The following is a 24,150-nucleotide window of genomic DNA, read 5'->3' as shown; positions in this document are numbered from 1 at the left end:
GTGGAGGCAGGTTCAGCGCGTGCCGTCGCTATGACGGGCGATGCGCGTGCGGTAGCGGTAACTGGACACGTATTTCATGAGGCAATATTCGATAGGCTGGCGGCGGTCGGACAAAGTGATCCGTTCGCAGATGAGCAGAGGTGCCGCCACCGGTACATCCAGCCATTGCGCGTCGTCGGCATCGGCCGCACCGGCACACAGATTTTCCACGGCCTCGGCCGGGTCGAAACCGTACTGTGCCGTCAGCAGCTTGTAGAGCGAACCGCTGCGCTCGATCTGGCTGCGGGTCAGGCGCGATCCGCGCGGCAGGACCAGATGGGCATCGTGCACCCCGACCGGAATGTCGTCGATCAGGCGCACGCGCCGCACCCGTACCAGCGGCGTACCGGACTCGATATTGAGCAAGGTGGCGATGGCCATGCTGGCACCGATGTTCTCGATGCTGATGATGCGCTGTCCAGGTACGCCGCCCCGATTGCCGGTATCTTGCGAGAAGCTGTCGATGAAGCGCGTGGTGCCACGCACGATGGCCGGCGAGACAAAGGTGCCGCGTCCATGATCGCTGTAGATGATGCCGCGCTCTTCCATGTAGCGCAGTGCCTTGCGCACCGTATCGCGACTGACTTCATAGTGCTCTGCCAGCTCGCGCTCGGGCGGTAGCGCCTGATTGTCGGTGAGCAGACCGCGATCGATCGTGTCGCGGATGATATCGGCCAGCCAGCGGTAGCGCGGCAGCTGGGTTTCGCTTGGAGTGAGGTCTTTTTTCATGACGGCAATCTTACATTGGTACGTACCAGTTGTAAATCACTGAACCCGGACCGAAACCGTCGCACCGGGCAGGTGCGAAGTGGTGAAGTGGCGAAGTGAGTCACCGGCGCGTACCAGCCCGCTCAGCTTAGCTCAGCCTGCCGCCAGCACCGGGTGGCGGGCGCTGCGGGCCGCCGCGCCGGCGTCGCGCAGGCGGCGGCTGTCGTCCTCGGCAGCATCATGTTCCAGACCGGAACTGCGCAGCAACAGTTCCTTGAGCAGGTCATTGAGGTTGTCGGCGCATTCACGCAAATAGTTGTAAAACAGCAGACCGAACAACGCAATGGAAATGCCCAGCGCGGTGGCATACAGTGCCGTGCCGATGCCCTTGGAAACGCCCGAGGGGTCGGAAATGCCCGAGGAGGCCAGGACCGCGAAGGTATCGATGATGCCCAGGATGGTGCCGACCAGGCCCAGCAACGGTGCGGCCGTGACGATGGTGTCGAGGACCCAGAGGCGCGCATTGACCCGTTTCTTGCCGGCGATGTAGATGGCCTCGCCGAGGTCTTCCTGCTGGGAATGTGTCAGCCCTCTGCCCTGTGTCTGCAGCGCCTCGCGAACCAGTTGCGCGGGCACCGTCTGGCGTTCCAGCAGCGCGGGATCGATGAGCGGCGAGCCACCCTCCCCGGCACTCATCGTGCGCAGCAAGCGTGCTGCGTCGCGGGCGCTGAAGAGGAAGAACAGCTGCCGTTCCACGATCATGAAAACCGCCAGTGCAGCGGCCGCATACATGGCATAGAAAGTCAGTTCATGGAATAGCTGGATGGCATTCATAAAAGCTCCTTGGGGTAGAGGCACTGCCGGTTTCAGGACGGCAGTGCGGTCGGTCAGGCCAGTCGGATCAGAAATCGCTGCTCAGCGATACCTGGAAGGTGCGCGGTGCGCCGACGTAGAACAGCGGTGCCGAGGCCGCCGCGATGGCGGCACCATTGGTGCCGGTGGTGGCGTTGGCATTGGTGGTGAAGGACGAACCGCTGGGGCCGGTCATGCTCAGGTATTTCCTGTCGAACAGGTTGAGCAGCTGGAAACGGATCGTCGGCGTCTGCAGGAACAGGGTCTTGTTGAAGCGATAGCCTGCGCCGAGATCGAAGAGCGTATAACCGCCGATGCTGTCGTCGTTGACCAGCGTGGTGTAGCGCTGGCCGACGTAGCGCCCTTGCGCACTGGCGTAGAAGGGACCGGTGGTGTACTGCAGCGACAGGGAGGCCAGCCATTGCGGGGTGTCGGGCATCTGCTTGCCTGAGGTCTGCAAGGTGGTGGCGGTGCCGTTGGCGGCCCGTACGGCCACCTTGTCATCGAGCATGCTGGAGTCGGCATGGGTCAGCGAGCCATACATGTTCCAGTTGTCATTCATCTTGTACCCCGCTTCCAGCTCCAGGCCATAGGTGCGCGAGGCACCCACGTTGAACTGGGTGCTCAGGGCCGAGACCGGATCATACTGGCTGGCGATGCGGTCCTTGAAGTCGATGTAGAACACCGAGCCGGAGAGTGTGAGGCGGTTGCCTGCATAGCGGTAGCCGAGGTCGATGTTGTTGGATTTTTCCGGACTGACCTTGGGCGAGCCGATGCGCAGCGGCACGATGTTGCCCTGGCTGTCACGTGCGATCAGCGCGCCATTGACGATGGAGGTGGTGTAGTTGCTGGCGGCCGCGGTCTGTACCAGGCCGGTATTGGCGGTGTTCTCCGGTGCGCGGGCATTCTGCCCCAGATTCAGGAAGACCGACTGGGTTTCGGTGAGCTGATAGCGCAGGCCGACATTGCCCAGCGTATTGCTGAATGTCTGCTTCACTTCGTAGTCCGCCCCGCCGCTGTTGACGGTCAGGCCGCTGGCAAAGTTGAGGAAGTCGCGCTTGACCTCCTGGCGCTTCAGGCCCAACTGGATGTTGAGGCGATCATTGACCAGCGAGAAACTGTCCTGCAGGAACACCGTGTGCGCATCCACCCGGGTGTACCAGTTGCGACCGGCATTGTAGGGCGCCCCATCGGCGTACTTCAGGTACTGGGCACTGTTGGTCAGCCAGTAATCCGAGGTATTGCCATTGCTGTCGATGGAGGCGAAGGGACTGTATTGCTGCGAGATCCCGCGATCCAGCCACAATCCGCCCGAGAGGTTGTGGCTGCCCAGTTGATAGTTGGCCTTGGTGGTGACACCGAAGCGATTGGTCTGGCTGATATTGCTGCCGTAGCCCAGGATCGTATCGAGCGTGTCGCCGTCGCCATTGAGGTCGCCGATGCCACCGTGCAGCAGGTTGCTGCCGCGCGCCTCCGAGACGCTGGTGAGCTGGTTGCCGCCGGTGCCGTAGCCGTAGATGTAGTACGGATTGACATCCACGCTGGCCTGCGGCGAGAGCTGCCAGTGGTTCACCATCGATACCTGATAGTTTTCGAAGGGATTGTTGTTGAAGCCCTGGTAGTTGCCGAGGATGGCGGCATTGGCCGTGGCCTCATTCTGGGCCGTACCACTGCCGGGTGTCAGGTGGCTCGGCGGTGTCGTGCCGAAATCATAGCCATAGCCGAAGCGCGCCAGATCGGCCTTGCTGACGGTGCGATAGTTGGCGTTGTCCATCTTGTTCCACAGGAAGGCCAGTTTGGAGTAGCTGCCTGAGCCGAAATCGAAGACCGCCTTGGCGTCCACGTGCTCGCGCTTGGCGCTGCCGCTGCCCTTAAACTTGTCAGCACCGGCCTGCGACATGGAAATGAAGAACTTGGCCCGGTCATTGGCAAACTTGCCGGAATCGAAGCGCACGAATTCCTTGTTGTAACGATTGGAGCCGAAGGCGAGATTGAACTTGCCACCCAGCGTGTCCCGCGGGTCACAGGTACTGATACCGACGTTACCGCCACTGGCACCGACGTGCGGTGCTTCCATGTCACCGCTGCCCTGGTTGAGGAAGACATCACAGGTGTTCTCGGGATCGGCGAACTCCTGGATGTTGATCGAATAGTTCAGCGAGTCGTTCAGCGGTGCGCCATCCAGCGTCAAGCCCATCTGATTGGCGTTGTAGCCGCGTACCCGCAGCGTGCCGCCGAACAGGCCAGTGCCGTCCTGGTCGAACGCCGATACCCCCGGCAGGCTCTGGATGATCTGGAAGGCCGTCGAAGAGGCTCCCATTTTGCTGATGGCCTCGCGACTGACCGAGCTGCGCGCCTTGGGCGTGTCGTCGGCCTGGATCATGCCGCCGCCCGGTGCCTCGGCCGCACCGGTGACGGTGATCTGACCCAGATTGCTGGTCTCCTGCGCCCATGCCGGCACCAGTTCGGTCAGGAACAGGCCCGACACCAGCAGGGCCAGCTTGTTGAATTTGAACTTCATCGTTGCGACTCCCATAGAGTGGTTCGGTTGTGCCTCGCGCGCCTTGCCGACGCTGATGGCCATTGCGTTTCTCATGCATCGCCCATGCGATGCCGACTGCTCGGAAAAGCTTTGCTGGCGTGGGCCACGGGTGGTCCGTATCAGTCCGTTGCCGGTTTGAATTCGAGATCGACTACGAAGCGGTGCGTGGATTGTCCCGGCTGGAACTGTTCGGGAAACGCGGGGAACCGCCCCATCCCCACACTGCGCCGCGCGGCCTGGTCAAGCAGCATCGAATTGGAACTCTGCTCGATACCGGCGTCGACCACCGAACCATCGCGATTGAGGATGAACCACACCTTGACCGTTCCTTCCGGTCGCTGCAGGCTGGCTTCACGCCCGGTCGGATAGCGCTTCACGGCATTGAGATAGGCGCGCACCCGGGCGATGAATTCGGCCTCCACATTCGGCTTGGGTGCAGGCGGTGCCGGTGGCGTCGGCGGCGCCACCGCTGCTGGCGCAGGCGCTGCGGGCGCTGGCGGGGTGGGCGCTGCCACCGGCGCGGGCACGCTTACCGCCGGCGTGGTCGTCGGCTTGGGCAGCTCGGGTTTTGGCACCGGCGGTGTCGGCCTGGGCTGCGGCAGGCTGCGCGGGGCCGGCTCGGACGGCGGTGTCTTGGGCGGCTGCGGTGGCTGCGGTGGAGGGGGCAGGCTGACAGGATCGATGACCTCCAATTTCACTGGCTCGTCGTACTTCGGCTTGAGCGGCTTGACCACCTGTATCCCGGCCGTCACGAGCAGCAGGATCAGCCCGGTTGCCGGCAAGGCGGCTACCCAGTCGCGATGGCGATAAATGAGCTGCATGGCCATCACTTGCGCTTGGACACGAAGGACAGCGCATCAAAGCCGTTGCCCTTGAGGACATCCATGAGGTCGATCACGCGCTGGAACTCGATCTTCTGATCGGCATTGACGATGAGCACCAGCTTCTTGCCGGGCTCCTTCTGCTGCAATTGCTTCAGGCCCGGCACCAGCGCCTCCAGCTTGACCGGCTTGCCTTCGAGCTCCAGCTCCCCGCCTGCCCCCAGGGCGATGCGTGCGATGTACTGGGTCTGCAGGTCGCTGGCCGAGGAGGAGCTGGGCAAGGAAGTCTTGATGCCCAACGCCGGAATGACGTTCAGGCTCAGCAGCACGAAGAAGACCAGCAAGAACATCATCACGTCGATCATCGGAATGATCTCGATACGCGCCCTGCGCTTTTCCGTTTCGCCCCAGCTTCTCATCGCTTCAACTCCTTGGTCGGTATCGCGCATGGGAAAAAGTTCGCACGCGCCCTGAAAGTGAGGCGATTATGAAATTTCAGAACTCGGCTGTCAATAAGTGGTACGTACCAACTAAATATATATTTGATTTTTTTGTTTTTAATATTGCGGTAACAAAAATGCGGTATTGGGGACGTTTACTTCGCTTGTCGCTACGGGGATATTTCTCCTTATGCACCGTTAAAGTGCTGCATAGGGCCAATTTAGGGCGGTCAACGCAAAACTGCCTGCCCCGCATCCCTGCCGTCGGGGAATTGCAAGGCGCGCCAAAAAGGAACCTTTTTGCACAAGTGGTACGGTCCAATTAGTGGTTAACTGCGCTCTGAGAATATGACATTTCGATGACGTTGGAACGATGTGACGGTTCGTGCCACCCAGCAGCAGACCCAAGGTCATTGCCGCGTCGCGCGACGCCGGCAGGACCTCCTTCAGCCCTCTTCTCTTGCACCAACATGGCCCATATTTCTTCTTCACGCCCAGCGTTCGGCGACATCGCCGAGCCGAGCGGGGCGTCATCTGCAACATCAACGACCGTCGCTCACACTGAGGCGGCGTCGCCTCCGCAATCGGCGGATTCCGTTCGTCTGCCATCCGGTCGCAGCCTGGAACGCCGACCCGTACAGCTGCAAGGACGCATCGAGCAGCAGCAAATACCGGTTCTGCACCCGCATATTGACGCCCCGGCCGACGTCCATATCGAGATCGCGCCCGATGCCACGTTGCTGTCGGCGCTGCGCACACCAGTAGCGGCCCCCTCGCCTGCGCTGGCACAGCTGCACCAAGACATGCGGCAGAGCGGCGTAAGCCGTGCCGAATTCGACGAGATCGTCGTGGCCCTCAATGGGCGGCACGTGGAATCGGCCTCGGCCGGGATCAGGCTGGCCTCGCTCAATGATCATGTCGGCATCGCCAGTTTTCCGTTCGCCTTCCGTACCAGCACGGTCGCCACGCACCTGCTGGTGGTCAAGGACAGCGTGCCGGGGCCGCAGGGCCCGGACGAGCTTTACTTCATCAAGGGTTACGCCAACCGGCTGGTCAGCGCGCGCGCGCTGGTGGGGTTTGACGCACGGCGCGAGGAACTCATGGCGGCAGAACGCAGCGGCACGGGCGGTCCGCAAGTGACCATGGAAACCTACTTCTGTACCTATTTGCTGGAGTGTTCGCGGCGCTCGGTCCTGTTCGCGCGCCGCAGCGTGGACGAGAGCAATACCGTAGTCATGCCGGTGCCGCCCAATGCCACCCAGTTCCCCCGCCAGTTTTCATGGGCCAATGCCGAGAACTACATGGCCGAGGGATTTGGCGATCCGCCACCATCGAGCCGCGCCGACGGCCGGAGCAGTGATTTCCGCTTGGGCTACTGCGATCTCAATGGTCCGGAGAACCGGGCCATCATCTTCCTCACCGACCAGAAGTACCACGATACCCCGCGTCCGATCCAGAGCCGCTCCTATGGCGAGTATCCGGCCAGTCTGAACATCAGCGGCGGCGCCATCGCCCAGGTGACCGGCTTCGATGAACGCGGGGTGGAGATCATCGCGCCCAGCAATGCGCCGGGCGTGAAGAACGCGACCATGCGCCAGCTCATCGAATCCTTCATGGACGAGCGGCCACGTAACCGCACCCTCATCGTACGCACTGAAGACCAGTACAGACACCGCTTCGAATACACGCAGCAGGGCCTGCAAATGACCCTGCTCGATCCGCATGGTGATGCGGTCAAGGCGCTATCGCCCTTGCCAGGTGCGGATGTCTCGACCTATGGGTGGCGCGGCGACAATACCGGACCCTATGGCAGCATCGCCGGCTATGCCGATCCCCGGATCATCGTTTCCACCGGCGAGGAAATCCCCGCCGCTCCCTTCCTCAAGGATCGCCATTCGCTCAAGGGCATTGCCACGGCGGCCTCGCATGTGCTGACCGACATCATCCTCAACGACCTCAATCCCATGGTCGCGGGCACTACCGCCAATGGCATCATCCGCACCAGCCTGCGCGCACTGATCACCGGGACCACGGTCTATGGCATGACGGCGCTGATGAACAGCCTGCGCGACGAAAAGACGCATACCTTGTTTTCCGGTGCCCGCGCCTTCACCGGTTCGGGCGCGGGTGTCGTCGACGAGAAGACCATTGCCAGCGCCATCGCAGTGACCGTGCTGGCACAGGATGTGGTGACTGTGGCCTACAGTTTTGCGTACAAGAATTTCGTCAAGGACACGGCCAAGAGCCGGGAACACATTCCGGGGCAGATTTTCAATGAAGCGCTGCTGCCTTTCCTGGGCGAGCTGGGGCGGCTGCTGCTCAATTACGGCATCCAGTCCCGCATGGGACTGCCGCGCGGCAATCAGAACGATATCTACAGCCTCTTCGGCGTGGCCACGGTGCTCACCGGCATCGAATTCCTGCGCGGCCGCTCGGGCGACCCGCAGAACCATCTGTTGCTCAGCGCAACCTACAAGGCCATGGACTTTTTCGCGGCTGACCTGGTGTTCCGTTCGCTGGGCGCGGTCTACGGTGCCCCGCCGCCTGCGGCCAGCGCCAGCGGTGCTGCCGCCGGGCACGGCGACATGGGCCGCAATTATCTGGAAGCGTTCGTCACGCGTCTCGGTGTACGTGGCGTCGACAAGGCCTTGCTGCCGATACTCTCTATCGTGTTTGCCGGTGCCGGTCTGGCCGGCCGTTCCGCGCGCGTCGGCGAAGACCAACTGGCGCGGGAGAACAGTCCCAACAATCTGCTGGCACGGGTGCGCGATCTGCTCAACGTCTTTTCTGTGGAAACCGAGCGCATGCTTGAGCAAGGACGTGATCGTCTGGAAGATGTGGAAGCCTTGCGACGAACCTCGGTCATGCTGAAGGATGGCGTGGAGAACATGCGGCGGGCGATCAACCATCTCAACCTGGAGGCACCACGCACGGCACGCACAGAGCTTGAACAGGTGCAGGCAGCGGCCCGTTTCCACGAGATGTCGCCGGCACGGCAACAGCAACATCTGGAGGATGTGCAGCGTTATTACGAAGAGATGATCGCCGCCTCCGACCTGCTCTCCGGGCGCGCGCACCCGCCCGATATCGAGCAGGCCGGTCCCTCGCAGCTCCCTGATCTGGAACTGGCTGCCTCCAACAGCATTGCCAGTTTGCCGGTGCGCATCCGCAAGGCCACGGAACAGTTGATGAAAAGTTTTCCGGCGACCTATGCGGTCAACTCGGCCATGGCCTATCCGACCGCAGTGTCGCCCGACTTCATCAGTGCACCGCTGCCGCACACGGCCAGCCCGTCGGCACCCTTCGCCCGCACCGAACGCATTCCGCGCGAACAGACCACCTTTACCGATGCCCAGGTACCTTACGTCAAGGAATTGCAGCAGACGCTGGGCAATGCACCGGGCATGCCGCAGACCGTGGAGCACAGCAATCCGCTCTACCAGCGTCTGAGCAATCGCATGATCGAGGAAGGACGGGAAGCGATCCATGCCTATACGCTGGAGTCGCAGCTGTTCCACTACCTGCTGCGTTGGGCGCAGACCGGGCAGGCGCGCTATCTGCGGCTGGCGCCGGGCGTGTGGTTCAAGACGGCGGCCATGAACCAGCGTGGCAATCTCACCGGAGAGCGTGATCGCATGGTCACGCCTTTATCGGTCCTGATGGTCAATCTGATGTCCCTGCACGCCAAGACCGTCCCGCACAACGTCTACCGGGCCGTGGTGACCGATGCCTACTACGTGGAGCAGTCGCGCCAGGCGCAGGCGCGCGAACGCTATGGCGCGGATGCCGTCTTCATCGGCGAGGGGGCCCTGCTGGCCATGACCGAATTCATGTCGGTCACCAGCTCCGGGCACATGGCGGCGACCTTCCTGCAGGGATTGGGCTATGGCGCGGCCCCGCTGGATCGCAGCCAGAAGATGGTGATACAGCAGGAGACCGCCGTGACGGTCATCCCCTTGGCCGAGCACATGCAGGTGGAGAGCCTGCTCATGGCCGGTTCGGTCGCGGTGCTGGATCGCATCGATCATGATCCGCCAGCCGCGCGCGCGCGGCGCGGGGGGGCGGACGGCCCGGACGACGCAGAAGAATTCAATCTCGGTCAGGTGCTCTACATCCGCCAGCTCGACACCTTCCAGGCCGAGGTGCGCTATCACCGTTATCTGGAAGCGTTGGAACAGGCCCGGCAAGATGGTCAGCCGCTACAGCTGGAGCTGGAAGACGGTGCCATCTGCTGCCATCCGGAGACGGCGCAGATGTATCGCTACGATGCGCAACGCCAGGAGATGATCTTTACCGGCGGTACGCTCAACAATTTTCACGGCGCGCCGCTGGAGCCTCGCGAAGATGAACCGGCGCGCTGGCGCCATCCCTACCATTCGGCGCTCAGTCCGGCGCAGATCCGCGTGGGCATACTGGGCGCCATCCTTACCGGCCATCCGATCACGCCGTTTCTCAACGACGCCGTGCGCAACGTATCGCATGAGAAGTTCCGGGAAAAAGGGGGCTACTACGACGTCAATCATCCGAATCACCGCTACAAGCAGCGCGACGACGAGCGGCGCCAGGCCATGAAGGAGCGGGTGCGTGCCAATGTGTTGCCGGAGATTCTCGATTGGACACCCGCAACGCGCTTCCCCCTGCCCGCCCCCGGCCAGCCGTTCCTGCCCGGTCGGCCCTTTCCGGGCGAAATGCTGGCACGTACGCTGTCGACCGCCCTGCACCGTCCGCTGATGGTCATGGAAGTGGATGAGGCCGGCCAGCTGCTGCTGGAACAACAGGAAGTGCGCGACGACAACCACGCCCTGCGCCTGCAGAATGTGCCAGCGATACGACGGCATTTCCTCAAGACCCACGACCTGTTCGACCTCACCTATTCCCCCGAGGTCGCCCCGATGTTGGGCGTCGGGCCGCGCGGCTACTATCTGGTCACACTGCATGAGGCCAGCTATCGGGCAGTTCCGGTACGTATTGCCGGTGATAGCCTGCAGGCCGGCAATCTCATCCATGCTTTCCTGGCGGCCGCGTATCCCAACCCCGACCAGCGCCGCTATCAGGTACGTGATGGTGCTCTGGTCAGTGCTACCGACACGACGCGCGGCTGGCGCAGACTGGTGCCGGGACGCCCCGACTACGTGGCCAATTCGGCCCGCGATGTACTCGCCTGTCTCAAGAATTTTGCGCGCAGCGACTACGATCCCATCGATCAGTGGCTCGACCGAACCCATGCCGAACTGCATGGTGAGCGAACGCAGCCAGCCGCGACGGCGCGCTGATCAGGCGGCGCATGAGATGGAACCGGCGCTGCCCGGATGCCACTTATCGATGCGGGAAAAGAACCGGGGCGTCGTCTTATGGGCGCCCTCCTTTCTTCCGCCTTTTAACGATGCCTCTTTCACGATCATGTCCCACTCCCCTTATTCCCGGCTCATCGCGCAGTTCTGCGGTCTGACCCTGTTCGAACAGCCTGAACCCCTGCTCAAGGGCCAGGCTTTTCAGGTAGAGGGAATCGATTTCTCCCTGATCCACAGCGAACAGATCAATCCGGCGCGCATGACCATCTGCTGCGATCTGGGTGAACTCGGCCAGACGCAGGCTCCGGATCTCTGCCAGAAACTGCTGAAGATGAACCTGTCGCTGCACACCACCGAGAAGCCGATCTTTGCACTCTCGCCGGACACCGGGCACCTGGTCCGTCTGCAAGCCGAGACGGTGGCCGAGTTGACCCCGGGATCGCTGCTGCAAAAGTTAAAAGTCCTCGCACACGAAGCGCGGCAATGGCGCATCGATCCGCTCCTGCTCAGCCAGGAGCGGCGCGCGCCACCGCCCAGCAAGGGTGCATCCAGTTTTGCTTCACTCATGGTGCGCAACCGCTGAGGGCGGTGCCGCCCCATGACTTACCAAGGAATTCAATCATGCACAACGTCACAGAAACTTCCCGGACGGGCTTCGATGCTACGGCATCCACTTCCTCCGGCTGCGAAGTTGCTCCATCCACTTCTGCCGCCAGTCTCACGGCCGCTACCTTGTCCCTTCTGGAGAGCGGCCCCAGCCGCACCAACGGCAAACGCGATCTGCCATTCATCAATACCACCCGGGTGGGCGAGTGGCCGGCGGTCCGTCCGCAATCCCTGGCCGCACCGATGCTCCACAACCTGGAACTGCTGCGCAATATGCCCAAGGGTGAACAGCGCTTGCAGGCACAGCGCGAGATCTATCAGCACTGGCATGTCATGAGCGACGCCGAAAAGGTCGAGTTGCTCAAGCATGTCAGCGTGCAATACCTGAAGGGCGATATCAGCCCCAACCCTACCTTGGAGAACAAGGAGTTATGGCTGGCCAATCAGTATTACCATCTCGCCGCTGAAGGCGTCCCCGGTGGCATGCTCGATCACCTCAAGAGTACCCTGCCGCCTGCGCGACTGGCTGCGCTGATCGCGGTACGCCGCCAGGGCCCGTCGGTCAGCGTGTTGCATTCGCTGCTCAGCGAGATGAGCTCGCCTCAGCGCAACAAGCTACTGATGCATCTGGATGATGGCGAACGCAGTGCGATCACTGAAATCCTGGAGAAGAAGCCGGACATCAGCTTCATCGACACCGGTTACAGTTACAAGAAATACCTGAAGTTCAATGACGGCATCGCCGTCTTGCCGCCCGAGGCGATGAACAAGAAGGTGGCCATCGTGGGCAGTGGTGCAGCCGGCACCGTCGCCGCACGTGAGCTGCTCAAGATCGGCCTGACCCCCGTCATCATAGAAGCCGACAAGCGCATCGGTGGTCGCCTGAAATCCCGTCCCTATCATGACGGCGAGACAGAATCGAAAGCCTTCTCGGAAATGGGCGCCATGCGCTTTCCGCCCACCGGGGAGACCTGGTTCCACTATCTCAAGCAGTTCGGTGTGAAGACCGATCCGAATTTCCCCAATCCGGGCAAGGTCGACACCAAGCTGTTCTATCGCAATCAGGTCATCGACTGGCCGGGGGGCAATGCCACACCGTCGGACCCGGTGTTGCAGAAGGTGGGCCGCGACTTCACCGAATTTGCGACCGCGTTGATGATGCCGCTGGAAGAGGCGCGTGCCGTCCATGATACGGAAAAAATGGAGGCAATCTGGCAGGGCTATATCACCAAGTACAAGGACATGAGCTTCCAGGCCGCCGTGCTGGATGGACTCAAGGAACAAAAAGGCTGGGGCAAGACGGAAATGGATGCCTTCGGTGCGCTGGGGATCGGGACCGGTGGTTTCGGCCCGCTGTACCAGGTCAATTTCCTGGAGATTCTGCGCGTCATGCTCAACAAGCTGGAAGATCGTCAGAACCTGCTGCCCGACGGCACCAGCGCAGCGCTGCGACAGTTCTATTCGGAACCGGTGACGCGTCCTGACGGCAGCAAGGTCAGCCTCGACGACAGCGCCGACATTCGTCTGCAGACCAAGGTGACGAGTGTGCAGATGGACAATGGCCGTCCGAGTCTGACCGCCGTCCGCCAAAACGGCGAGGCGGCCGAAGAGAGTACCGAAACCTTCGACGCCGTGATCGTCACGGCGACTCCCCCCGCCTTGCAGCGCATGGGATTGACCGTGACCTCCGGAACAGGTACGGACCCGCTCAGCGATACCGTCAAGAGTGCGCTGATGGATCTGCACATGATGGATTCTTCCAAGCTGTTCATCCGCACCCCGACCAAGTTCTGGCTGGATGAGCAGGGAAACCCCCGCAAGGATATTCCGCAGACCATCCAGACCGACCAGTCGCCGCACGGCATCTATTGCCTGGATTATCCGGGTATGAAGGAAGGCGTGGTACTGGTCAGCTACACCTGGGGTGACAAATCCACCAAGCTCATGGCCATGACGCCGGAAGAGCGGCTGAGCGAATTCAAGAAGGTGATCGAACAGGTCAGTCCCGAGTTCGCCCGTAACCTGGTGCCGGTCAATGACGAGATCCATGCCATCGACTGGCAGGGTACGCCTAACCAGTATGGTGCCTTCAAGCTCAATACCCCCGGTCAGGAGGCCAGCCAGCAAGAGGCCTACTACCAGTACCTGAGCGTCAACAAGGACCATCCCGATACCGATACCGGGGTCTACATCGCCGGCGACTCGATCTCTCACAACGGCGGCTGGGTCGAAGGCGCGGTCACGACTGCGATCAATGCGGCCGTGGCCACCGCCGTCCACCTGGGCGGCACGGTACCGGAAAATTCGCCGCTGAGCCTGGACAAGAACAAGTACGACTACGGCGCGGCCTGATCGCTTCACACTAGACCTTCAGTGCGACACTGCGTGAAGCGCATTCACGCAGTGTCACGATCCTCGTCTGCGCCCGGCATTGCGGCTCACACCGCCAGATAGGACTCGATGCGTTCGCGCGAAAATTGCGCCAGCGGGCCGCTGGCAACGAACTCCCCATGATCCATGATCAGCAGGTGATCGCATACCGACAGCAGGAAGTCGATATTCTGTTCCGCCAGCAGAAACGCCTTGCCCCGCGCCTTGGCCTGTTGGATGACCTGGGCCATGAGCGCGATATTTTCGGGAGCCACTCCTTCGCTGGGCTCATCCAGCAAGCTCAAGGCGCCCTCTTCACTCATGATGCGGACAAAGGACAAGAGTTTCTTTTCGCCGCCGCTCATCACTCCGGCCTTCTGAGGCAGCCGGGACTGCAGCCGCGGAAACAGCAGAAAGCTGTTGGCAAAGATCGCCAGGTCGCGGTTGGCCTGACCCAGCGTCAGATTGTCCGCCACCGAAAGCTCGTCGAAGACCACCCGTTCCTGAGGCGCATAGCTCATGCCCATTGCCCGATAGGCATAGGCGGGCTGCCCTTCCAGCGCCTGACCTGACCAGGACACGCTGCCGGAAAAGGGGCGGATGATCCCGGCCAGTGCACGCAAGAGCGTGCTCTTGCCGACGCCATTGCGCCCGATCAAGCCCAGCGCCTGCCCGGCGCTCACCTTAGCGCTCACGCGATGCAGGACGGGCGTATCCGCATAACCGGCCACCAGATTATCGAATGTCAGCAGCGGGACGGGTAGCGTCATTTTCTTCCTCCCAGATAGACCTTGCGTACCTCTGGCGATGCCTTGATCTCCGCCAGTGCGCCCTGTGCCAGCAACTGGCCTTGATGCAGCACGAAGACATGGCCGCCGATGGCCTCCAGCGCACTCATGTCGTGTTCGATCAGCAGCGCGCTGGCACCGAGATGGTCGACACTCCAGCGTACGACCTCCATGAGTTGCTGGGTCTCCGCCGGCGACAGCCCGGCGCAGGGTTCATCGAGCAGCATCAGTCGCGGTTCCATGAGCGCCACCATGGCGAACTCCAGCATCTGGCGCGCCCCTTGCGAGAGGCTGCCCGCTGCCAGCTCGGGCCGCTGTTGCAACAGCGGCAGCCTTGCCAGCAGGTGCTGACCGAACGCCGAGTGCCACCCCAGTGGTGCGCTGCGCAGATGATCGCGCGGCGACAGACGGTTGGCCCAGAGCGCAATGAGCAGGTTGTGTCTGACGCTGAGTCGAGGGAATACCGAGGGAATCTGGAACTTTCGTCCGATGCGCAACTGCGCGACCCGCCATGCGGGAGAGCGGGTGATCGATTGACCGTCGAACCAGATGTTTCCCCGGTCGGCGCTCAGGCGTCCGCTCATGGCGTTGAACATGGAGGTCTTGCCTGCCCCGTTGGGACCGATCACGCAACAGATACCGCGCGTTCGGCTCTCCAGCGCCAGCCCGTCAAGAATGCGTACCGCCCCGCGACGCACGTGCACATCCTGCAGTTGCAGATGAGGGACGGCATCGCCGCCGCTGGGCGCACCTGACGACAGCGCCGGTGCTTGCAGTTCCGTGAGCGAGGTGGACGGTCGCACCCAGCGCGCCGGCCAGCGCAGCCAAGGCGCCACCGCGCCTGAGAGTCCCTGCGGAAACCACAGCACCGCGGCGATGAAGATGAGCGCCATGAGCGCTTCCCAGAAGGGATAGCGATCCCGCAAGCTGGCCGAGACCAGACCGATGATCACCGTGGCCGCCAATGCCCCCACCGGACTGCGGCGACCACCGATGGCCGCCCAGATCACGAATTGCGTGGACATGCCGATGCCAATGGCACTGGGTGTCACAATGCCCTGGTGGGGAGCGTACAGCAGGCCGGCCAGTCCGGAGGCCGCCGCGCCGATGGCAAAGGCAATCGCCTTGAGCCTGCCGGTATCGAAACCGAAGAATTGCAGACGCTCCTCGTTCTGCTCCAGGGCGCTCCACAAGATGCCGAGCGGTGAACGCAGCAGCCGGCAGAAAATCCAGGTACTGCCGATGGATACCACGGCGATGACGTAGTAGAGCGTGGCGTATCGATCGGTTCCGGGAAGATCGGGAATGTCGACCATGCCATTGAAGCCGCCCGTCAGGCCGCTGAAACGATTGGCCAGCAGGCTGGCCAGCATGGCCAGCGCCAGCGTGATGAGCGAGAAGAACGGGCCATTGTCCACCTTGCGCCCAAAGACTGCACGGGCCAGCAGATAGGCGATGGCCGCCGGCAACAGCAGGCACAGCGGCAGCAGCGCCAGCATCACGGGCTGCTGCATGGCGGCCCGCAACAGGGTTCCTGAGAGGTAGGCACCCAGCCCGAAGAACACGGCCTGGCCCAGACACAGGAAACCGACATTGCCCCAGCACAGCGCCACGCCTTGCGTGACGATGCCCAGCAACAGGTAGAGCGCGATTTGATAGGCATCGAAATCCCCCACCATGGCAGGCACCAGCAAGAGCGCAGCGCTGATCAGGACAAGGGCAAGGCGGTTAGCGGCGCGCGATGAGACCATTGGGACGAATCCAGAGAAAGAGTATCGACACGATCAGCACCGCGGCATAGCCAGCCGTCTGATCCAGCAGGTTGGCCGTGAGGCTCTGGGTGGCACCGATGATCCCGGTACCGGCCAGCAGGCCTGCCACGCTGCCGAAACCGCCGACGATGAGCACGAAGAACGCGTTGAGCAGATAGTCCAGCCCCATGTAGGGCTCGACCCGTACCAGCGGTGCCAGCATGACGCCGCACAGGCCGGCCAGCGTCACGCCCGTCACGAAGCTCAGGCTCGCCAGCCGCGTGGTATTGACACCGACCGCCCTGGCCAGGACCGGATTGCCGGTCATGGCGCGGATACGCGCACCAACCTGACTGCGGCCAAACCAGATTCCCAGCGCCAGCAAGCCCAGGAACACGCACGCCATCAGTTCGAGCCGATAGAGCGGATAGGCCAGCGTCCCCAGTTGCAGCGGCTGCGCGGCTGCCAGCGTCACGTTCTGGTATCCGGCACCGAAGGCTGCCTTGATCAGCTCACGCATCACGATCGACAGTCCCCAGGTCGCCAACAAGGTATCGAAGGGACGGCTGTAGAGCGTGCGGATCAGGTAGCGTTCCACCCCCCATCCGACCGTGGCGCAGACCACGATGGCCAAGGGCAAGGCCATCAGGGTCGGCAGTCCGCGTTGCTGTATGAAGACCACGCAGTAGGCTCCCAGCATGACGAACTCGCCATGGGCCATGTTCATCACCCCCAGCAATCCGAACACGATACCCAGTCCGATGGCTGTCAGCGCCAGGATGGAGAGCACGTAGAGCAGGTCCAGCCCCATCGTCGCCAGCGCGCTTGCATGCATCGCAGTCATGGTGCTCAGACTTTGCAGCTCTGGCCGGCACCCACGGCGGGGAAGGTCTTGGCGATCTCAAAGCCGCTCGGTGAGGCACGCGCGACGAGGATATCCTCCACCACATGTCGCTGATGCATTTCCACCCGACCGCGCGGACCGTCGTAATGGGCCCCTTCGCTTGCGACATTGAAGGCAGGAACCGTAATCTTGCCCGCGCGTCGGGCCAGCTCCTCGAACATCAGGAATCCCTCGTAGCAGGATTCGGCCAGGCTGTTGAGTTGCGCATCCGGACCCTTGAATCGAGCCTGGTAGCGCGCCGCGAACGCCTTGGCCGGTGCGGTCTGCAGGGCGGCAAAGTAACCGGCGGAGGAATACAGATTCTCGGCATTCTGCACACCGATACCGGCCAGCGTGTTTTCTTCGATCAGTGTCCCCAGACGGGTGATGCCGGCGGCCAGACCGAGGCCGGCGAAGGCGCGATTGAAACTCACCGAGGCCCCGCCCACCAGGGTGATGAGCACCGCGTCGGCGCCACTGGCCCGGATCTTAGCCAGGCTGGCATCGAAGTTGTCGACCGAGAACGGTACATATTCCTCACCGACCACGCTGCCACCGCTGCTGGCGATATGGGTGCGCGCAATCGCATTGGTCTCGCGTGGCCAGCTGTAGTCGTTGCCGATCAGGTACCAGCGCTTGAGTTTGCGTTGCTCGCTGAGCCAGGGGATCACCGGTGCCAGCTGCTGGGCCGGTGTTTCGCCGGTGACGTAGACGCCGAGAGAGCACTCCCCGCCTTCGTAGGAAGCGGTGTAGAAATACGGCACCTGGCCCCGCAGCATGGTGGTCAGTGCACCACGGACGGCACTGTCGTGCATGCCGACGAATGCACGTACGCCGGCCCCCTTCCATAATTTGAGGGCAGTCTGCGTGGCGGCTTCCGGCCCGGCACCGGCATCGCCGAAGAGCACCTCGATCTTTTGTCCGAGAATGCCGCCACGGGCGTTGATGTCATCCTGGGCGAGCAGGCAGCAATTCTTGCTGGATGGGCCGAACAATCCGGCCGGACCGCTTGCAGGAATCATGGCACCGACCTTGAGTGTGTCGGCCGCGTGGGCGTTGCGGGCGGTCAGCGCGCCAGCCAGACCCAGTACGCTGCTGCTGGCCATGCCGGTGACGCCGAGTAAGGTGCGGCCGAGAAAAGTACGACGTTGCATGATGCGTTTCTCCGGAAAAATGACAGGATAGAAGAACAATGAAAAACAGAACCTGCAAGCGGCATCGGCCTAGCGAGGCTGCCGCGGCGGTGGCGGTACCGTGCCGAGGATCGCCTCCACGCAGGCCGCCACCTCCAGCAGGCGGCGGTCCCAACCGGCGGGGCCATCCAGTTCCAGACCCACGGGCAGGCCATGCTCCGACAAGCCCAGCGGGATGCTGATGCCGGGTAGCCCGGCAATGCTGGCACCGTCGACATTGCGGGCAAACGCACCGAATGTGGGTATGCGTTCGCCGTTGAGATCGACGTTGGCGTCCTCGCCGATGGGACGGGCCGTGAGCGCGGTCGTGGGGAAGATCAAGGCATCGAGACGATTGCTGCGGAAGCAATCGTCGTAAAGTGCCTGGATCATCGCGCGCTCCCTGAGCGCCTGACGGTAAGCCTGTTCCGGTACGGGCTGATCCATGGCGGCATGGATGATGCCAGCCACGTCGGGGCTGCCGACCTGTTTCAATATGTCCAGCAAGGCTTGCTTGGCGTCCGACGCATGCAGATAAGCGGGCAGATCAACCAGAAACTCATACAACACAATGGCGAAGCCGGCGGCACCATTGAGTGTCTGCAGCGTCGGCAGTTCGACATCGACCAGCTCCACGCCCGCCTTGGCCAAGCGTGCCAGCGCACCCTCGGCGGCGGCTTCTACCTCTTGCTCCAGGCCGACCCAGGAAGGATTGCGCAATACCCCCAGCCGCAATTTCCCGGGCGAGATCGCGGTCAGAGGCTGCAGCTCGGGGCTGCCCGCCATGATCTGGTCCAGCAGGGCTACATCGGCCACGCTGCGCGCCATCGGGCCTGCAGTGTCGCGTGTATGAGAGATCGGCACGATGCCCTGCTGCGAATACCTTCCCGAACTCGGCCGCAGACCCACCACGCCACACAGTGCCGCCGGGATGCGGACCGACCCGCCAGTGTCCGTGCCCACCGCGGCCGGGGCCAGTCGCGCCGCCAGCAGGGCTGCGGAGCCGCCACTGCTGCCACCGGCAATCAGATCACGGTCATACGGATTGCGGCACGGCCCGAACACGCCGTTGTTGCTGGTGATGCCGAAGGCCAGTTCATGCAGGTTGGCCTTGCCTGCATACAGCGCGCCAGCAGCAAACAGGTGCGCTGCCACCGGAGCGTGATGTTGCGCCACGTGCTGTCGCAAAGCCGCCGTGCCGCCCGTGGTGGCGATACCGGCGACGTCGATATTGTCCTTGATGGCGATCGGCATGCCGGCCAGCGCACCATGCACGGCACCCTTGTCGAACGCACGCGCCTGCGCCCGCAGCAACTCGGAGTCGCGGTGCAGGTAGCAATTCAGATGTGCCTGTGCTTCGGTCTCGGCGATGAGAGCATTGACATATTCCGTACAGGAGAAACGGCGATCGGCAAGCCCTTTTCTCGCTTCGATCAGGGTCAGTTCCAGCAGATCCATGAATTCATCCATTTACTAGTGAAGAGACCGGCCACGCCTGCACGCAGCCCCACAAGCGCGACGGCCGGTCTCAAGGTGATGCGAGCCGCAGCCGCGCCAATCAAAAACTTGAATCAGAACTTGAATACGCTCTTGAACCACAGGCTCTTGCCCTGTACCCGGTTCTCCACCATGGTCTCGGTGAGGTACTTGAGTTCGAAGGACGCGAAACTGGACTGATAGAACAGCCCGGGGCCGATTGCCAGTACCCGCCCCTTGTTGCCGTCGCTACCCACCTTCACGCCGTTCTGTTCGTCGTTGGTGATCTGCTGGAAGTAATAGCCCTGCAAACCTGCCTTGAAGCTGGGGGTAAAGGCATAACCGAGGTTGTAGTCGGCCTCGAAGTACTGACCGGATTTGTAGTTGGTGGCGTTGTTGCGGGTGTTGAAGCTATAGGTGAAGCGGCTGGAAATATCGATGCCGTTGGCCGGCGCATAGGTCCAGCCAAACTGGGGGCGAAGGGTGGTGTAGTTCGAACCGATGTTGGCCAGCCGGTCCTTGTTGTACAAGCCGGTCGGTGCGACCAGGGCCATCAGGCCATACCAGTGCCAGTCACCCTGATGCCACGCCACCAGCGAACCCACTTCCAGATCGCCCAGGCCGGTTCGGCTATCTGTGCGGCCTACAGCCTGGACGGTCTGGTCTACCAGCGGCAGCGCACTGTAGAAGCCCAGCAGGCCGCCATAGACGTCGGTGTTGGTCATGTGGACGATCTTGAGGGCAGCCACATTGGCCTTGACGCTGAACCCCGGCACGGAGGAATTGCCGTTGCCGTCGTTGAAGCGGTCTCCACTGTAGTGGTTCAGAAACGCCAGGCCGTAGGTGCCCGGCGGCGGCAGCGCGCCTGCCATGAAGCCGTCAGCCCCGTTGGGTGTATTGCCGCCCCCGCCTTCCACGGCCAGCACGGCTGGAGACGCCAGCACCACGCCCGAGCAGAACAAGCCTTTCCACAGAATATTGCGCATCACGTCACTCCCTTTTTTTCGTCAATTGGTTGGTGGCAACCTGCCGCCATCGCTTCCCGCACGCCCGCCGCACAGGCGAGCCAGCCGCAAGGTATCGGCCTGAGATCGCATCTCACTCAGAGAAACAGCTCATCGGTTGATTTGGAGAATAGGTCAGTGCCGCGTCCGCGCCTATCCACAAGAATGAGGATGCGTTGATGAGCCGGAAGAGAGACTGCGCAAACGTCGACGCCTGTGCGTCGCCCATCGCGTGCAGCCCGCCATCGGCCCGAAATGCAGGCGAGATCAGCGCTTGCGGCCGGCGCGCAACATCGGCAGCATTGCGTCGTGACGGGAAAATCGGTAGCATGGTCGCGCTGCGAATCTGGCTCGCGAGCGTGGCTCGTGAGACCGCAGGCGCCGGAACCGGCAATCAAAACGATTTAAATAATTTATAAAGTATGGAGACCGCGCGGCGACAGGATTGACTCCCTGTCACTGCGTACCCTGCAGTCCCTTGTTCTTCGATGATGTGATCGCGCGCCGGCTGGAAGGCAGGCGTGGAATGCATCTTGCTTGATGGCAGGTCGCTTGCCTGCGTGCTACCTGTGGCGAAGATATCTGCATCCGAATGCAGCATCCACGGGTGCATGGCGGCACGATCAGGTGCGGGCGCGATGCTTTTTGGTGCGTGATCCGGGACGAGCAAGGGACGACGGATGTGTGTTGAGGAGGGCGCGACGCGTGTACATTTCGGCCGATAAATTGCGGTTGCTTGAGCACATCATGTGGGGGCTCAATGGCTGCCGCTCCAACCATGAAGTTCGGGAATTCCTTTCCCTGCCGCTGCTCCGGCTGCTGGAAGCGGATTACTTCGCGTCCTACACCTGGGATGACGACCGGCAGTGTTTCAGTGACCGGGTGTCGGTCAATATGGATCCGGCCAATCTGGCCAACTACGAGCACTACTATCAGTATCGTGATCCCATCACCCACAAGCTTCAGCGCCTGAGCGTACCGACCCTGGTCACGCAGGTGATGCCGATGGAGCATCTGCAACGCACCGAATTCTTCAATGACTTCCTGGCGCGGGACGGCTTGTGCTTCGGCATCAACATGTTTGCCTACGATGGCACCCGCAATATCGGTGACATCCGCATCTGGCGCGGCGCGCGGAAAGAAAACTTCAGTCCGGCGGCGCTGCAGTTGCTGGCATTGATCCAGCCATCGTTCACCCACGCCCTGCAGCGGACCAAACCGCGTGCGGCAGCCTTGGCAGCGGCTGAAGTCGACCCCGCCGTCGTATCCCGGCTGTCCGAGCGCGAACGCGACCTGGCCCGCTACATCTGCTGCGGGCTTTCCGACAAGGCGATCGCACGTGAATTGCACATCGAATTCTCGACGGTACGCACCCATATTTCCAAGATCTTCAAGAAGCTCAACGTCAGCAACCGGACGCAGCTAGTCAAGTGCCTGATCGAAGAACGCCAGACAAGCTGACAAATACCTGACACGCGGATGCCCGTGCGGGCGGCTGCCTGCGAATCCGTGTTTGCGTGTCGCCATCCCCTGCTTTGCAGGGAGGCGCCGCCGCGCCTTTCATCGCTCGCCAACGCTCTGCATCACCCTGCCCGCTTTTGCCCCGATTTCATTCTCTTTTTTGCTCTGAAGCGCGACGCCGACGTTCATGAATGGCGGGCGCAGTCGCGCAATGTGGCAGCGCTGCGTGCCATACATTGAATTTTTTATGTCTCACTCATCAATACGGTGTTACCATCCTCGATACTCTACTTTTTTGATACGGCGTAAGGTTTTCTTGAAAAGGGGCGGTCATGTTCACTCATCTGAAGATAGCCAGGCGACTTGGCCTGGGTCTTGGGCTGGTTCTGGTGTTGTCCTGTATGACCACCGGGGCCGCGTTGTGGAATCTGCAGACACTGAGCGACGCCTCCTCGGCCATGATGAAGAAACCCTTGATGAAGGAGCGGCTCAGCAGCGACTGGTATCGGGCCATCGAATCCGGGATCATGCGCACCACCGCCATCGCCAAAAGCAGCGATACCTCACTGACGGCTTTTCTCGCTACCGAAGGGCCCAAGAAATCGGGGGATCTGCAAGAACATATCGGCAGCCTGCTCGACACCGATGAAGAACGCGCGCTGTTTGAGAAGATCGGTGTGCAGCGCAAGCGCTATCTGGCCGCGCGGGATCGGGTCAATCAGTTGAAGGCGGCCGGCCAGGCCGAGCTGGCGCTCAAGACACTGGAAAATGAATACGTGCTGGTGGCCAAAGAATTCCAGCAGCTCATGCAAGCCTTTCTCAATGTCCAGCGCCAGCAGATCGATCGCACCAATTTCGATATTGAACAGACGGCAAAGCAGAGCCGTCGGCTGCTGTTGATTCTGGAGGGGCTTGCCATCGTGCTGGCGGCCATCGTGGTGCACCTGCTGGCGCGCTCCATCATCGGCCCGCTGACCGAGGCGGTCGGTGTCGCGGACCGGGTCGCCCGCGGCGATCTGACGGCCAACCTTCAAGTGGACGCGCGGGACGAGGTTGGCCAGTTGATGCAATCGCTACGTTCGATGACGCTCAATCTGCGCGAGCTCATCAGCAAGCTGCGCATCAGCATCCACGGCATTGCCATCGCCTCGGCCGAAATTGCCACCGGCAGCCAGGACCTCTCGGTACGGACCGAGCAGCAGGCGTCCTCGGTGGAAGAGACCGCAGCCGCCATGGAACAGATCGCCACCACCGTCAAACGCAACGCCGAGCACGCCCGGCGTGCCGACCAGACCACCGCCATCGCTTCCAGTGCGGCCTCGGCCGGTGGTGACGCGGTAGCGCGGATGATACGGACCATGGAAACCATCAATGCTTCATCCCAGAAGATCTCCAGCATCATCGGTGTGATCGATGGCATCGCCTTCCAGACCAATATCCTGGCACTCAATGCGGCAGTCGAGGCCGCCCGTGCCGGTGAACAGGGGCGTGGCTTCGCCGTGGTGGCCACGGAAGTGCGCAGCCTGGCTCAGCGTTCGGCGGCCGCGGCCAGGGAGATCAAGGAATTGATTACCGATTCGGTGCTCAAGGTCAACGCAGGCACCGCGCTGGTACAGGAAGCCGGCAAGACCATCCACGGCATCGTCGTGAGCGTGGAGAGCGTCGCCGCCATCATTGGCGATATCAGTTCCTCCGGCCAGGATCAGGCAAGTGGCATCGCCGAAGTCAGCGACGCCATCAACCTGATCGACGACGTGACGCAGAAGAATGCGGCCATGGTGGAACAAGCCATGGCAGCAGCGACCGCCATGAAGGATGAGGCCCGCAGTCTGGCGGACCTCATCAGCATCTTCAAGCTTGAGGGGAGTCCCGAGACCCCGGTACTGGAGGACGCGTCCGGCAAGCTGGTCAAGCGCTCGCTGGCGCTGCAGTATTGAGCGTTCAGG

At 62.1% G+C, this 24,150-nt stretch carries 16 protein-coding genes; 5 read left to right on the top strand and 11 right to left on the bottom strand.

Annotated features, from left to right (window positions below; translation table 11 throughout):
• Window positions 1-12: 12 nt before the first annotated feature.
• The 5 genes from JOD78_RS02790 to JOD78_RS02770 all read right to left on the bottom strand — a co-directional run bounded on the left by JOD78_RS02790 (window position 13) and on the right by JOD78_RS02770 (window position 5,381).
• Window positions 13-768, bottom strand: a complete 756-nt coding sequence (locus JOD78_RS02790; protein WP_209568823.1) for a GntR family transcriptional regulator — start codon at window positions 766-768, stop codon at window positions 13-15.
• 132 nt (window positions 769-900) lie between these two features.
• Window positions 901-1,581: a MotA/TolQ/ExbB proton channel family protein gene (locus JOD78_RS02785; protein ID WP_209568825.1), complete on the bottom strand. Its 681-nt coding sequence runs from the start codon at window positions 1,579-1,581 to the stop codon at window positions 901-903.
• A 67-nt stretch (window positions 1,582-1,648) separates the two neighbouring features.
• The gene (locus JOD78_RS02780) at window positions 1,649-4,120 is read right to left on the bottom strand and encodes a TonB-dependent receptor (RefSeq protein ID WP_209568827.1); all 2,472 of its coding nucleotides are present in this window, start codon (window positions 4,118-4,120) and stop codon (window positions 1,649-1,651) included.
• Between the two features lie 140 nt (window positions 4,121-4,260).
• The gene (locus tag JOD78_RS02775) at window positions 4,261-4,968 is read right to left on the bottom strand and encodes a TonB family protein (RefSeq protein WP_245201962.1); all 708 of its coding nucleotides are present in this window, start codon (window positions 4,966-4,968) and stop codon (window positions 4,261-4,263) included.
• Complete coding sequence (locus JOD78_RS02770) at window positions 4,968-5,381, bottom strand: biopolymer transporter ExbD (RefSeq protein ID WP_209568830.1); 414 nt, start codon at window positions 5,379-5,381, stop codon at window positions 4,968-4,970. Before JOD78_RS02770 ends, JOD78_RS02775 begins: the two co-directional genes overlap by 1 nt.
• A gap of 491 nt (window positions 5,382-5,872) precedes the next feature.
• Between JOD78_RS02770 and JOD78_RS02765 the strand changes: the two genes are divergently transcribed.
• Genes JOD78_RS02765 through JOD78_RS02755 form a run of 3 tightly spaced genes read left to right on the top strand, consistent with a single transcriptional unit; the run spans window position 5,873 to window position 13,651 of the window.
• Window positions 5,873-10,675: a hypothetical protein gene (locus JOD78_RS02765; RefSeq protein ID WP_209568832.1), complete on the top strand. Its 4,803-nt coding sequence runs from the start codon at window positions 5,873-5,875 to the stop codon at window positions 10,673-10,675.
• Window positions 10,638-11,276 (top strand): CesT family type III secretion system chaperone, encoded by a 639-nt coding sequence (locus tag JOD78_RS02760; protein WP_209568834.1) that lies wholly within the window; start codon window positions 10,638-10,640, stop codon window positions 11,274-11,276. Before JOD78_RS02765 ends, JOD78_RS02760 begins: the two co-directional genes overlap by 38 nt.
• Window positions 11,277-11,314: 38 nt before the next feature.
• Complete coding sequence (locus JOD78_RS02755; RefSeq protein WP_209568836.1) at window positions 11,315-13,651, top strand: NAD(P)/FAD-dependent oxidoreductase; 2,337 nt, start codon at window positions 11,315-11,317, stop codon at window positions 13,649-13,651.
• Between the two features lie 86 nt (window positions 13,652-13,737).
• On the opposite strand, the gene JOD78_RS02750 is transcribed toward JOD78_RS02755, so the two are convergent.
• The 6 genes from JOD78_RS02750 to JOD78_RS02725 form a co-directional block, all read right to left on the bottom strand.
• A complete protein-coding gene (locus tag JOD78_RS02750) occupies window positions 13,738-14,439 on the bottom strand; it encodes an ATP-binding cassette domain-containing protein (protein ID WP_209568838.1) in 702 nt (233 codons plus the stop codon).
• Entirely contained in the window at window positions 14,436-16,208 is a 1,773-nt protein-coding gene (locus JOD78_RS02745; protein WP_209568840.1) for an ATP-binding cassette domain-containing protein, read from the bottom strand. Before JOD78_RS02745 ends, JOD78_RS02750 begins: the two co-directional genes overlap by 4 nt.
• On the bottom strand, window positions 16,186-17,052 hold the full coding sequence (locus tag JOD78_RS02740; protein ID WP_209568842.1) for a branched-chain amino acid ABC transporter permease: 867 nt from the start codon (window positions 17,050-17,052) through the stop codon (window positions 16,186-16,188). The genes JOD78_RS02745 and JOD78_RS02740 overlap by 23 nt, the downstream gene beginning before the upstream one ends.
• Window positions 17,053-17,057: 5 nt before the next feature.
• Window positions 17,058-18,245 carry a substrate-binding domain-containing protein gene (locus tag JOD78_RS02735; protein ID WP_209568844.1) on the bottom strand — a complete coding sequence of 396 codons (1,188 nt, stop codon included), beginning with the start codon at window positions 18,243-18,245 and terminating at the stop codon, window positions 17,058-17,060.
• Window positions 18,246-18,314: 69 nt separating this feature from the next.
• Complete coding sequence (iaaH, locus tag JOD78_RS02730; protein WP_209568845.1) at window positions 18,315-19,721, bottom strand: indoleacetamide hydrolase; 1,407 nt, start codon at window positions 19,719-19,721, stop codon at window positions 18,315-18,317.
• Between the two features lie 113 nt (window positions 19,722-19,834).
• Window positions 19,835-20,725 (bottom strand): transporter, encoded by an 891-nt coding sequence (locus tag JOD78_RS02725; protein WP_209568847.1) that lies wholly within the window; start codon window positions 20,723-20,725, stop codon window positions 19,835-19,837.
• Window positions 20,726-21,283: 558 nt separating this feature from the next.
• Between JOD78_RS02725 and JOD78_RS02720 the strand changes: the two genes are divergently transcribed.
• Window positions 21,284-22,204 carry a response regulator transcription factor gene (locus JOD78_RS02720; protein ID WP_209570739.1) on the top strand — a complete coding sequence of 307 codons (921 nt, stop codon included), beginning with the start codon at window positions 21,284-21,286 and terminating at the stop codon, window positions 22,202-22,204.
• A 332-nt stretch (window positions 22,205-22,536) separates the two neighbouring features.
• On the top strand, window positions 22,537-24,141 hold the full coding sequence (locus tag JOD78_RS02715) for a methyl-accepting chemotaxis protein (RefSeq protein WP_209568851.1): 1,605 nt from the start codon (window positions 22,537-22,539) through the stop codon (window positions 24,139-24,141).
• The last annotated feature ends 9 nt before the right edge of the window (window positions 24,142-24,150 follow it).

It is taken from the genome of Herbaspirillum sp. 1130 (genome assembly GCF_017833835.1).
GTDB lineage: Bacteria > Pseudomonadota > Gammaproteobacteria > Burkholderiales > Burkholderiaceae_D > Herbaspirillum > Herbaspirillum huttiense.
This window is presented reverse-complemented; position numbering and strand designations above follow the sequence as displayed.